This window comes from Methyloceanibacter marginalis, assembly GCF_001723295.1.
Classification (GTDB): Bacteria; Pseudomonadota; Alphaproteobacteria; order Rhizobiales; family Methyloligellaceae; genus Methyloceanibacter; species Methyloceanibacter marginalis.
Map to the genome: position 1 here is coordinate 1 of NZ_LPWD01000029.1, position 10,825 is coordinate 10,825.

Below are 10,825 nucleotides of genomic sequence, written 5' to 3' on the forward strand. Positions count from 1 at the left end.
AACGGTGTCTCGCTCACGGTTAACGAGGTGGACGGTCAGCGCTTCGGCGTGAACATCATTCCTTACACTTTGACCCATACGCGTGGGGCGACTGCATGCCGGGCGATCTGGTAAACCTTGAAGTCGATCTGCTCGCGCGCTACGTGGCGCGCCTGAGGCAACACGAGGCCCAATGCCGTGACCGTTATGAGTAAGACATCGACCCGGGGCGCCCATAGCGAGTTCCTATCGCCCATCGAGGAGGTGATCGAGGACGCCCGCAACGGCAAGATGTTCATCCTGGTGGATGCCGAGGAGCGCGAGAACGAGGGCGATCTTGTGATCCCCGCGCAGATGGCCACGCCCGATACGATCAACTTCATGGCCAAGCACGGCCGCGGGCTCATTTGTCTGGCCCTGACCCCCGAACGGGCCAAGCAACTGCACCTCGAATTGATGTCGCGCTCGAACCGCTCGCGGCTGTCCACCGCCTTCACGGTGTCCATCGAGGCGCGTGAGGGCGTCTCCACCGGCATCTCCGCGCACGACCGGTCGCACACCATCTCCGTCGCCATCGATCCGACCAAGGATCATCGCGATGTCATTACGCCGGGTCATGTGTTCCCGCTGCTCGCCAAGGAGGGTGGCGTGCTGGTGCGTGCCGGTCATACGGAAGCAGCCGTCGACCTCGCGCGGCTGGCGGGTCTCTATCCGGCCGGCGTGATCTGCGAGATCATGAACGACGACGGCACCATGGCCCGGCTTCCGGACCTCGTGACCTTCGCCCAAACCCATGGGCTCAAGATCGCCACGATCGCCGATCTCATCGCCTATCGTCTGCGCTATGACCATCTTGTCGACGTGGTGGCCGAGACCACGGTCGACAGTCCCTATGGCGGGACATTCCAGGCCAAGGTCTATGCCACCGCCGTGGATCCCGCGGAACATATCGCGCTGGTCAAAGGCGACGTCGCCTCGGGTGGTCCGGTGTTGGTGCGCGTCCACGCGGTCAACACCCTGGACGATCTCTTGGTCTCGGGCGGCGGCAACGACACGCCGATCCACAAGGCCATGGAGATCATCGGCCGCGAGGGACGCGGCGTGATCGTGCTGATCCGGGAGTCGCGTCCTGACGCGCTCTCCGCCCGTCTCAATCAGGCGGCGAACGGAAAAGTCCAACCGCGACTGATGGAGTACGGCATCGGCGCGCAAATCCTTCTCGATCTCGGCGTGCGGGAGATGGTGCTTCTGTCCAACTCGCCGGCGCGCAAGATCGTCGGCCTCGAAGGCTACGGCCTGACGGTTGTCGGTCAGCGCGGTCTGGGGCAGACCTCATGAGCCGCAAGGGTCCGAACTCCGTCCTGATCATCGAAGCGCGCTTCTATGAAGACATTGCCGACGAACTCGCCCGCGGCGCCACAGAAGAGTTGCGCGGCAACCAGGTGGAGTACGAGCAAATTGCCGTTCCCGGGGCGCTCGAAGTCCCGCTTGCCCTCAGCCTGGCGCTCGCCAATGGTTTTGTCGGCCGGGCCGGCCGGCATCGCGGCTGTATCGCGCTCGGATGCGTGATCCGCGGCAAGACGAGCCATTACGACATCGTCGCGCGAGAGTCCGCAGCCGGCCTCAATCACCTGGCCGTGGCCCACAGCGTGCCGATCGGCTCAGGCATCATCACCTGCGAGACCCCCGAGCAAGCATGGGAGCGCGCCAGCGTCGACGGACGCAATAAGGGCGGCGACGCAGCGCGCGCCTGCCTGACCCTGATGCGCCTCGAGCAGCATTTCTCCTCCGCGAGCCGGCGCTAACGCCATGGCCGCAAGCAGCGAAACACCGAACCGGGCCTCGTCCCGGAGCGCTGCGCGGCTCGCGGCGGTTCAAGCGCTCTATCAGATGGACATGACCGGGATCGACCTGACCGACGTGGTCGCCGAATTCGAAGCGCACCGTCTCGGCCAGGAAGTCGAGGGCGACCAGTACTGCACGGCGGAAGCCAAGTTCTTTCGCGATCTCACGGAGGGGGTGGTGCGCGAACAGCGGCAGCTCGACCCCATGATCGATCAGCAGCTCGCCGAGGGCTGGCGGCTGAACCGTGTCGATTCCATTCTGCGGGCGGTCTTGCGTTCCGGCGCCTTTGAACTTTTCATGCGCGAGGACGTTCCAGCCCGTGTGGTCATTACCGAATATGTCGACATCGCCCATGCCTTCTTCGGCGAGGATGAGCCCAAGGTGGTGAACGGAATTCTCGACCGATTGGCGCGTAAAGCGCGCGCCGCCGAGTTTGCACGCTCCGGAGCCGGTAATGGCTGAGGACGAGGCAAGAGACGAGGGCGAGTTCGAAATCATCGCCCGCATCTTCGCCCCGCTCGCCAGGGAGACCGGCGCCCTCGACCTGAAAGACGATGCCGCCGTGCTCATGGTCAGCGAGGGTCATGAGCTTGTCGTGACGTGCGATACGCTCGTCGAAGGCGTTCATTTCCTGCAAAACGATCCACCCCGATCCATCGGGCACAAGGCCTTGGCGGTCAATCTCTCCGACCTTACGGCCAAGGGCGCGCGCGGCTATGTCTACACGCTGTCGCTGGCGCTGCCAAAAGGCACGGGGACATTCTGGATCGAAGAGTTCGCTGCGGGCCTCAGCGACGTGCAGGCAGAGACGGATATCAGCCTGATCGGCGGCGACACGACGGCCACACCCGGTCCGCCGACGATCACCATCACCGCGCTCGGACTGGTCTCCCATCAGCACGCCGTCATGCGGCTTGGCGCCAGCCGGGGCGACCGTCTCTATGTCAGCGGCACGATTGGCGATGCGTATCTCGGTCTGCGGCTTCTGGGGGAGCCGAACCTTGCCGAGACCTGGGGGCTCACCGACGAGGATGTGGCCTTCCTCGTCGATCGCTATCGCCGGCCGGCGGTGAACAATCGCCTTGCGATTCTCATCCGCAACTTCGCGCAAGCCTCCATCGATGTTTCGGACGGACTCGTGGGCGACATCGAGAAGCTTTGCCGGGTCTCTCATGTGGGCGCGAGCATCGAGACCGCGCGCGTGCCGTTCTCCAATGCAGGCATGAAGGTGCTTGCACGCGAGCCCAGCCTGCTGCCGATTCTCATCACCGCGGGCGACGACTACGGCGTGGTGGCCGCTGTTTCGGAAAAGTCCGGGCCCGGCTTCGAATCGGAGGCGGAGGCCGCCGGAGCGGTCTTCAGCATGCTAGGGACCGTTGCGGAGGCTTCGGAGGGCGTTCGCGCGGTCGATGCCAAAGGACAGGCTATTCCGCTAAAACGTAAGGGATTCAGCCACTTCTGAGCGCGTTTGGATGCCCCGAGGCCAAAATGCCGCTTGCCCAGGCAGTCTGTTGCTTCCGCCTCACAACTTTGGCATTTTCCGCGCGGCTTAAGTTCGCTTCCGGGGGCAACGCGGCTGCCGACACCTTTCCCGTGTCATCCTTGCAGCCACGCATCGCTCATTTCCAAATCAACCCAATAAGTGGGGACAGTCTGTCATGACCTGGGTTCTTTATCTGATTATCGCTTGCGGTGCGCTTTCGATCGCGTACGGCGTCTGGACGACCAGGGCCGTTCTCGCCGCGGACCCGGGCACGGCGCGCATGCAGGAGATCGCCGCGGCGATCCAAGAGGGCGCGCAAGCGTATCTCAACCGCCAGTATCAAGCCGTTGCCATTGTCGGCGTGCTGATCTTCATCGCCCTCTATTTCCTACTGGGGCTCCCCCAGGCCATTGGGTTCGCCCTGGGAGCCATCCTGTCGGGCGCCGCCGGCTTCGTTGGCATGAACGTCTCGGTACGCGCCAATGTCAGGACCGCGCAAGCCGCCACCAAGAGTTTGGCCGATGGCTTGAGCCTCGCCTTCCGGGCCGGGGCCATCACCGGCCTTCTCGTGGCCGGCTTGGCGCTTCTCGGCGTCTCGGTCTATTTCCTCATCCTCACACAGTTTCTCGGTTACAGCCCCGCCTCGCGCGTCGTCGTTGACGCGCTTGTCGCGCTCGGCTTTGGCGCTTCGCTGATTTCAATCTTCGCGCGTCTCGGCGGCGGCATCTTCACCAAGGGCGCCGACGTGGGCGGCGATCTTGTGGGCAAGGTCGAAGCCGGCATTCCCGAGGACGATCCGCGCAACCCGGCGACCATCGCCGACAACGTGGGTGACAATGTCGGCGATTGTGCCGGCATGGCGGCCGACCTGTTCGAGACCTACGTGGTCACCGTGGTCGCCACCATGGTCCTTGCCTCGATCTACTTTGCCGGCGGCGACCGTGTCATGGAGATGATGGTCTATCCGATGGCGATCGGTGCCGTGTGCGTCATCACCTCGATTATCGGCACCTATTTCGTGCGCTTGGCTCGAGTCCAGTCGATCATGGGCGCCCTCTATAAGGGCGTGATCGCGACCGGCGTGCTGTCCCTCATCGCGCTCTGGCCGCTCACGGCCTGGCTCGTGGGCATGGACACGGTCATGAAGGTCGGCGACGTGAGCTTCACCGGTCAGTCGCTCTATTTCTGTGGCGTGGTCGGGCTGTGGGTGACGGCGCTGGTCGTGGTCATCACCGAATATTACACCGGCACGAACTACCGGCCGGTGCAGTCCATCGCCAAGGCCTCCGTCACCGGCCACGGCACCAACGTCATTCAGGGCCTCGCGATCTCGCTGGAATCGACGGCGATCCCCGCGCTGATTATCGTCGGCGCCATCATCGTCGCCTACGGACTTGCCGGCCTTTTCGGTATCGCCATCGCGGTCACCACCATGCTGGCGCTGGCTGGCATGATCGTGGCGCTCGACGCGTTCGGTCCGGTAACCGACAACGCCGGCGGCATCGCCGAAATGGCGGGTCTCCCCGAGGATACCCGCAAGACCACCGACGCGCTCGACGCGGTGGGCAACACCACGAGGCGGCCAAGGGGTATGGCCATTGGCTCAGCCGGCCTCGGCGCCCTGGTTCTGTTCGCGGCCTATACCGAGGACCTGAAATACTTCGCGGCAAACGCCGATCAGTTTCCGTTTTTCGCTGGCGTAGACCCCACCTTCAGCCTCTCCAATCCTTATGTGGTCGTGGGCCTCTTCCTTGGCGGGCTGCTGCCGTACCTGTTCGGCGGCATCGCCATGACGGCGGTCGGACGCGCGGCGTCGGCCATCGTCGAGGAAGTGCGTCGGCAGTTCAAGGAGAAGCCCGGCATCATGAAGGGCACCGAGCGTCCGGACTATGGGCGCGCCGTCGACCTGCTCACCAAAGCGGCGATCAAGGAGATGATCGTGCCGTCGCTGCTGCCGGTCCTCTCGCCGGTCGTGTTCTTCTTCATCATCGACTGGATCGCCGGCAAGAGCGCCGCGTCTCGGCTTGGGCGCATGTTGCTCGGCGTCATCGTAACAGGGCTGTTCGTCGCCATCTCCATGACGGCCGGCGGCGGCGCCTGGGACAACGCCAAGAAGTACATCGAGGACGGGAATTACGGCGGTAAGGGCTCGGAAGCCCACAAGGCCGCGGTGACCGGCGATACGGTCGGCGATCCCTACAAGGATACGGCAGGACCTGCGGTGAATCCGATGATCAAGATCACGAATATTGTGGCGCTGCTGCTGCTGGCGGTGCTCGCCCACCAGTAGACGGCCAACGACGTAGCTGCTTGAGAAGGCCTCGCTTCCGAAAGGAGCGGGGCTTTTTCGTGGGGGGCCGCTAGATGCCGGGGATGCCCGAGGGGCCGGAGCCGCCGCCGCGTTGATCCTTGAACATGCTGCGGTTCGCGATATTGCCGAAGATCTGTTCGAGCAAGCTCACGTCCTTACCCCGGGCCGGCGTCTCGCCGCTGTAGTAGTCGACGACGATCCCGTCCTTCATGCCGTAATGGGCGACCTTGCGGACGGTCTCGGTCCCGTCGAAATAGACGGCCACCACCTGGCGGTCGATCTCGCGCGGCTTGAGGAAGGCAATGGTCTTCGTCGTGGTTGAAATATAGTAGAGGCGTCGCCGCCGATCGTGCTCTTGGTGTCGGGCGAGCCCAGCACGGTCTTGACCTCTTCTTTGGACATGCCCGGCTGGATCTGGTCGAGGTCCACGTCGATGAAGACATGCCCGTGGCGGTCGATCTGCGCGCCACAGCCGGAGATCGGCGCCGCGCCCAAAAGAAGCGCGGCAAGCAAGGGCAGAGGAGCCCAGGCGGGTGCCAGCTTGACCTTGCGCAAGATTTCGACGTCCCCTCGGTCGGGCCCGCTCGCCAAGCAGGCCGGAATTTGTCAAGAAGCTAGACGAAATGGCCCTGTCATTGAAGCCTCTCGCCGCCCTGCTGCCCTGGCGCAGCAAGTCGCCCCATGCAGACGAACTCTATGGCGCGATTGTGGCGCAGGCGCGGCTTCCCGTTTTCTATCAGGGATTTGGCGTGCCCGACACGCTCGAGGGCCGGTTCGTGGTTCTGTCGCTCCACCTGTTTGCCGTACTCCACCGCCTGAAGGACGGCGGGTCGGAAGCGGCCACGATGGCGCAGGCTCTGTCCGACCGGTTTACCGCGGACATGGAGACCGTGTTGCGGGAACTCGGTGTCGGCGATCTGGCGATCCCAAAGAAGGTGCGAAGGCTCACCGCATCGGGCGCCGGGCTGCTGCAGAGCTTTGAGACGGCCTTGGGCGCGCGACGAGGCGCTGGAAGCCACGATCGCCGGCGCGTGCCGGGGGATGAAACCGCTGCGAGGGCTGCAAGCGCGCGGCTCACCCCCTATCTAAAGAGATTGGTCCGCCACCTGGAAGAAGAGCCTGTTCAAGAGCTTTGCGCCGGCAGGTTGAGCCACCCTGACATCTGAGAGGAGCAACGCTGGGAAGATGAGCCAGCCCACCGAACAAGAGCCTCACCGCCCGCCGCTGACACGGAAAATGCGCGTGTCAGAGATCGAGGACGAGGCCCCGCAGACCATAGCGATCACGGAAGCCGAACGCGCCGAGATCGTGGATCTGCTCGATCTCGTGGCCCTCGATGCTCTCGAATTTGATTATCGCTTGCGCCGTGGAGGCGGGGGCAGGGTCCATCTTTCGGGCCACCTCAAGGCGACCGCCACGCAGACTTGCGTGGTCACCCTCGAGCCGGTGCCTGCCTCTCTCGATATCCCCGTGGAGATCGACTTCTGGCCCAGACCCGCGCTGGAGAGTTTGGAGAAAAGGGCGGAAGATCCCAGCCAAGCTGGGCTGGTCGATTGGCCGGAGGCCATCACCGACGACACCATCGATCTGGGGCCGGTGGTCTACGAGACCTTTGCCACGGCGCTCGATCCCTATCCCAAAAAGGAAGGCGCGAGCTTCCAATGGTCGCAAGGGAACTCGGAGCCGGAAGACCGCGAGAGCAGCCCATTTGCGGCCCTGAAGCAGCTGAAGAAGCCTGAGCCCGCCAATCCGGGGCAAAATCAGGTTGTCACTGGGATACTTTTAAGTCTATTCGGGGTTTGGCTTCCGGGGGTTGCCGCGGCTTGACCGCAGCTGGGTAAAAGTCTTCCTGATCGGTTCGGAGAATGGGTACTCCAGTCACCATAGCGCTCGACGCCATGGGCGGGGACCACGGTCCCAGTGTGGTCATTCCGGCCGCGGCCATTGCGCTTGTCCGCCACCCGGACTTGCGCTTCATCCTGGTGGGCGACGAGGCCAAGATCGCGCGCGAGCTCGAAGCCAATCCCCAGGTCGCGGAAAAGTCCGAGATCGTACACACCGACGTCGCCATCACCATGGACGCGAAGCCCAGCCAGGCCCTCCGGCGAGGCCGCTGGAAGTCAAGCATGTGGCTTGCCATCCAGGCCGTGCGGGACGGCCACGCCGATGCCGTGGTGTCCGCCGGCAATACCGGCGCGCTCATGGCCATGTCGAAATTCTGTTTGAAGACCATCAAGGGGGTCGATCGGCCGGCCATCGCCGCGATCTGGCCCACTGTCGATGCTGAATGCATCGTACTCGATGTGGGCGCCAACGTGGGTGCGGATTCCCGCCAACTCGTCGAGTTCACCCTCATGGGCGCGGCCATGGCGCGGGCCTTGTTCGGCATGGAGAGGCCAACGGTTGGGCTTCTCAATATCGGCGTCGAAGAGGTCAAGGGCGTCGAGGAGATCCGCGACGCCGCCGCTCTCTTGAAAGAAGCGCCTCTGCCGATCCGCTATCACGGTTTCATCGAAGGCAACGACATCGGCCACGGGACGGTCGACGTGGTGGTCACCGATGGCTTCACCGGGAACATCGCCTTGAAGACGGCCGAGGGAACGGCTAAGCAAATCGCCCAATATCTGCGGGCCGCCATGGGGCGGTCGCTTCTCGCCCGCCTTGGCGCGATCTTGGCCCAGGGCGCCTTCCGTGCCCTGAAAGAGAAGATGGACCCACGTCAGATGAACGGCGGCATCTTCCTTGGGCTCAACGGCATCGTCGTTAAGAGCCACGGCGGAACGGACGCCACGGGTTTCGCCAGCGCGATCGATCTCGGCTACGAGATGGCCTCGAGCGGCGTGGTAAATCGGCTTGGCAGTGATGTGGCCCATTTCCACACCAAGCTCGAGCTTGAAGGTGCGGCGTAGGCCGCCGGAGTGGCTGAATTGGAAACCTTGCGGTCAGTGGTGAAAGGCGTGGGCGGGTACTTGCCCGACCGGATCGTCACCAACCAGGACCTGGCTCAGATCGTCGATACCTCCGATGAGTGGATCACCGCCCGCACCGGCATTCGCGAGCGGCGCATCGCGGCTGACGGCGAACTGACCTCGGCCATGGGCTTGGCCGCCGCCAAGGCGGCGCTGGCCGATGCCGGCCTGGAGCCCGGCGAGATCGATCTGATCGTGCTTGCCACCTCGACGCCCGACCAGACCTTCCCCGCCACTGCCGTGACCATCCAAGCGGAACTCGGCATCACCGATGGGGCGGCTTTCGACGTCCAGGCGGTTTGCTCGGGTTTCGTCTTCGCCATGTCCACGGCCGATAACTATCTCAAGAGCGGGCAGTTCAAGCGGGCGCTGGTCATTGGAGCGGAGGCCTTTTCGCGCATCCTCGACTGGGAGGATCGCGCCACCTGCGTTCTGTTTGGCGACGGCGCTGGCGCGTGGGTGCTGGAGGCGGAAAGACTGAACGGGACCATGGCCGATCGGGGCATCCTCGCCACCAGCCTCAGGTCGGATGGCCGCTATCGGGACAAGCTATATGTGGATGGCGGGCCGTCATCGACGGGCACCGTCGGGCATCTGCGCATGGACGGCCCGGAAGTGTTTCGCCATGCGGTGACCAAGATCAGCCAAGTGATCGGCGAGACCTTGGACAAGGCCGGCTATACCGCCTCCGATATCGATTGGTTCGTGCCCCATCAGGCCAACAAGCGGATCTTGGACGGAGCCGCCCGGAAACTGGGCCTGGACCCGGAGCGTGTGGTCATGACGGTGGAAAAGCACGCCAATACCTCCGCGGCCTCCATTCCTCTCGCCCTGATGACGGCCTGTTCTGACGGCCGCATCAAAAAGGGCGATTTGGTGCTGTTGGAGGCCATGGGTGGAGGATTTACCTGGGGTGCGTTGCTGATCCGCTGGTGACGTGCCGGGAATGTCACACCTCACCAGAATATGACGCAAAATCAGGAATTTGATCGCGCCGGAGATTGACCGCCGAACGCCTGCTCGGCTAGCATCTTGGTCCGTCCCGCGACTTTGGGGGAGCCGTAGTTCGATGAGCGGGAAGACATTAACGCGCGCCGACCTCGCCGAGGCGGTGTTCCAGAAAGTTGGACTGCCTCGGAACGAGTCCGCCGAGATCGTGGAGCTTGTGCTTCGCGAGATCGTGGCGAGTCTTGAGCGCGGGGACCCGGTAAAGTTGTCGTCGTTCGGCTCGTTCGGCATTCGCGACAAGGGCGAACGGATTGGCCGCAATCCCAAGACCGGTCAGGAAGTCCCGATCACGCCGCGGCGTGTGCTCGTGTTCCGCGCCAGCAATATCATGAAGCAACGCATCAACGAGATGCTCTCCCGGAGAAAGGCCGCAGAGTAGCTTTGAGTGATTTAACGCCAGGAGGACGAGCGTTGGAAAAGGCGCCCGAGGCGTTTCGCACCATCAGCGAAGTCGCTGACGAGTTGGAAGTCCCGAAGCACGTCTTGCGGTTTTGGGAAGCCAAGTTTGCCCAGCTCAAGCCAATGAAGCGCGGCGGCGGCCGCCGTTATTACCGGCCCGAGGATGTCGCCCTCCTGCGCGGGATCCGCTTTCTGCTCTACAGCGACGGCTATACCATCCGCGGCGTGCAGAAGATTTTGCGTGAGCACGGTCCGCGCTACGTGATGGACTACCGGCGTTTTGCCGAAGAGGCGGACGGCGAGGATGTCTCGGGCCCCGATATTCCCGATATGGCCGCGGAAGCCGCGAAAGGCGGTGCAGCGCGCGCTCCGGCCGGCGACGACGACGACCTCTACGCAGTTCTCGAGGAAATCGAGACGTGCCAGAGGATCCTCGCCGCGGCTGACGCCAAGGATTAGGCGCGCCGCGTTGGCGCTTTAACTTGTTTCCCAAGCCTGAAAGAGTATATGCAAGGCCCTCGATCAGCGAGACGTCGGAGCGTAGCGCAGCCCGGTTAGCGCACCGGTCTGGGGGACCGGGGGTCGGGAGTTCAAATCTCCCCGCTCCGACCACTTTCTCGCAAGTAAGGCGTCTGCGACGGACGCGCCAACGCCATCCCCCAAATCATCCGCCATGATCAGATAGAAGTGCCGCCAGTGGTCCGTATCGACCACCGCGCCTTCCAGCATCATGCCGATAAAGGCCGCCACCAGCACGGCACTCACCCCGTCGCCGCCCCGATCGCGGACCACGAGCTTGAGGCCGAGCACCAAGGTCGCCAGCACGAGGAA

13 protein-coding genes, 1 tRNA gene and 1 pseudogene are annotated in these 10,825 nt (G+C 63.7%); 13 read left to right on the forward strand and 2 right to left on the reverse strand.

Annotation, left to right across the window (positions count from 1 at the left end; genetic code table 11):
* The 6 genes and pseudogenes from AUC71_RS17190 to AUC71_RS01445 form a co-directional block, all read left to right on the forward strand.
* Positions 1–194, forward strand: a pseudogene (locus tag AUC71_RS17190) (riboflavin synthase); the annotation flags it as partial.
* Positions 187–1,317, forward strand: coding sequence for a 3,4-dihydroxy-2-butanone-4-phosphate synthase (gene ribB, locus AUC71_RS01425; RefSeq protein ID WP_069622824.1), 1,131 nt, complete (start codon positions 187–189; stop codon positions 1,315–1,317). The pseudogene AUC71_RS17190 and the gene ribB, both read left to right, overlap by 8 nt.
* Positions 1,314–1,784: a 6,7-dimethyl-8-ribityllumazine synthase gene (gene ribH / locus AUC71_RS01430; RefSeq protein ID WP_069622825.1), complete on the forward strand. Its 471-nt coding sequence runs from the start codon at positions 1,314–1,316 to the stop codon at positions 1,782–1,784. Before ribB ends, ribH begins: the two co-directional genes overlap by 4 nt.
* Positions 1,785–1,788: 4 nt before the next feature.
* Positions 1,789–2,286 (forward strand): transcription antitermination factor NusB, encoded by a 498-nt coding sequence (gene nusB, locus AUC71_RS01435; protein ID WP_069622826.1) that lies wholly within the window; start codon positions 1,789–1,791, stop codon positions 2,284–2,286.
* Positions 2,279–3,286: a thiamine-phosphate kinase gene (thiL, locus tag AUC71_RS01440; protein WP_069622827.1), complete on the forward strand. Its 1,008-nt coding sequence runs from the start codon at positions 2,279–2,281 to the stop codon at positions 3,284–3,286. Before nusB ends, thiL begins: the two co-directional genes overlap by 8 nt.
* 196 nt (positions 3,287–3,482) lie before the next feature.
* A complete protein-coding gene (locus AUC71_RS01445) occupies positions 3,483–5,597 on the forward strand; it encodes a sodium-translocating pyrophosphatase (protein WP_069622828.1) in 2,115 nt (704 codons plus the stop codon).
* A gap of 70 nt (positions 5,598–5,667) precedes the next feature.
* Here AUC71_RS01445 and AUC71_RS18370 read toward each other — a convergent pair whose 3' ends face one another.
* Positions 5,668–5,829 (reverse strand): hypothetical protein, encoded by a 162-nt coding sequence (locus AUC71_RS18370; protein WP_204376605.1) that lies wholly within the window; start codon positions 5,827–5,829, stop codon positions 5,668–5,670.
* The gene (gene bamE, locus AUC71_RS01450; protein WP_141701365.1) at positions 5,826–6,173 is read right to left on the reverse strand and encodes an outer membrane protein assembly factor BamE domain-containing protein; all 348 of its coding nucleotides are present in this window, start codon (positions 6,171–6,173) and stop codon (positions 5,826–5,828) included. The genes AUC71_RS18370 and bamE overlap by 4 nt, the downstream gene beginning before the upstream one ends.
* 68 nt (positions 6,174–6,241) lie before the next feature.
* Between bamE and AUC71_RS01455 the strand changes: the two genes are divergently transcribed.
* From AUC71_RS01455 to AUC71_RS01485, 7 genes are all read left to right on the forward strand, one after another.
* Positions 6,242–6,784, forward strand: coding sequence for a ubiquinol-cytochrome C chaperone family protein (locus AUC71_RS01455; RefSeq protein ID WP_083237976.1), 543 nt, complete (start codon positions 6,242–6,244; stop codon positions 6,782–6,784).
* Positions 6,785–6,854: 70 nt separating this feature from the next.
* Positions 6,855–7,445 carry a YceD family protein gene (locus tag AUC71_RS01460; RefSeq protein ID WP_069622829.1) on the forward strand — a complete coding sequence of 197 codons (591 nt, stop codon included), beginning with the start codon at positions 6,855–6,857 and terminating at the stop codon, positions 7,443–7,445.
* A gap of 38 nt (positions 7,446–7,483) precedes the next feature.
* Complete coding sequence (plsX, locus tag AUC71_RS01465) at positions 7,484–8,527, forward strand: phosphate acyltransferase PlsX (protein ID WP_069622830.1); 1,044 nt, start codon at positions 7,484–7,486, stop codon at positions 8,525–8,527.
* An 18-nt stretch (positions 8,528–8,545) separates the two neighbouring features.
* The gene (locus AUC71_RS01470; protein ID WP_141701366.1) at positions 8,546–9,523 is read left to right on the forward strand and encodes a beta-ketoacyl-ACP synthase III; all 978 of its coding nucleotides are present in this window, start codon (positions 8,546–8,548) and stop codon (positions 9,521–9,523) included.
* A 133-nt stretch (positions 9,524–9,656) separates the two neighbouring features.
* Positions 9,657–9,974: an integration host factor subunit alpha gene (locus AUC71_RS01475; protein WP_069622831.1), complete on the forward strand. Its 318-nt coding sequence runs from the start codon at positions 9,657–9,659 to the stop codon at positions 9,972–9,974.
* Between the two features lie 32 nt (positions 9,975–10,006).
* Positions 10,007–10,453, forward strand: coding sequence for a MerR family transcriptional regulator (locus AUC71_RS01480; RefSeq protein ID WP_083237978.1), 447 nt, complete (start codon positions 10,007–10,009; stop codon positions 10,451–10,453).
* Positions 10,454–10,528: 75 nt separating this feature from the next.
* Positions 10,529–10,606, forward strand: a tRNA-Pro gene (locus AUC71_RS01485).
* The last annotated feature ends 219 nt before the right edge of the window (positions 10,607–10,825 follow it).

Bases quoted from the DNA above. Each gene is read 5' to 3' on its own strand.
- thiL (WP_069622827.1), top strand. From the start codon at position 2,279: ATGGCTGAGGACGAGGCAAGAGACGAGGGCGAGTTCGAAATCATCGCC.
- nusB (WP_069622826.1), top strand. From the start codon at position 1,789: ATGGCCGCAAGCAGCGAAACACCGAACCGGGCCTCGTCCCGGAGCGCT.
- plsX (WP_069622830.1), top strand. From the start codon at position 7,484: ATGGGTACTCCAGTCACCATAGCGCTCGACGCCATGGGCGGGGACCAC.
- AUC71_RS18370 (WP_204376605.1), bottom strand. From the start codon at position 5,829: ATGAAGGACGGGATCGTCGTCGACTACTACAGCGGCGAGACGCCGGCC.
- ribB (WP_069622824.1), top strand. From the start codon at position 187: ATGAGTAAGACATCGACCCGGGGCGCCCATAGCGAGTTCCTATCGCCC.
- ribH (WP_069622825.1), top strand. From the start codon at position 1,314: ATGAGCCGCAAGGGTCCGAACTCCGTCCTGATCATCGAAGCGCGCTTC.
- AUC71_RS01445 (WP_069622828.1), top strand. From the start codon at position 3,483: ATGACCTGGGTTCTTTATCTGATTATCGCTTGCGGTGCGCTTTCGATC.
- AUC71_RS01475 (WP_069622831.1), top strand. From the start codon at position 9,657: ATGAGCGGGAAGACATTAACGCGCGCCGACCTCGCCGAGGCGGTGTTC.
- AUC71_RS01455 (WP_083237976.1), top strand. From the start codon at position 6,242: ATGGCCCTGTCATTGAAGCCTCTCGCCGCCCTGCTGCCCTGGCGCAGC.
- AUC71_RS01460 (WP_069622829.1), top strand. From the start codon at position 6,855: ATGCGCGTGTCAGAGATCGAGGACGAGGCCCCGCAGACCATAGCGATC.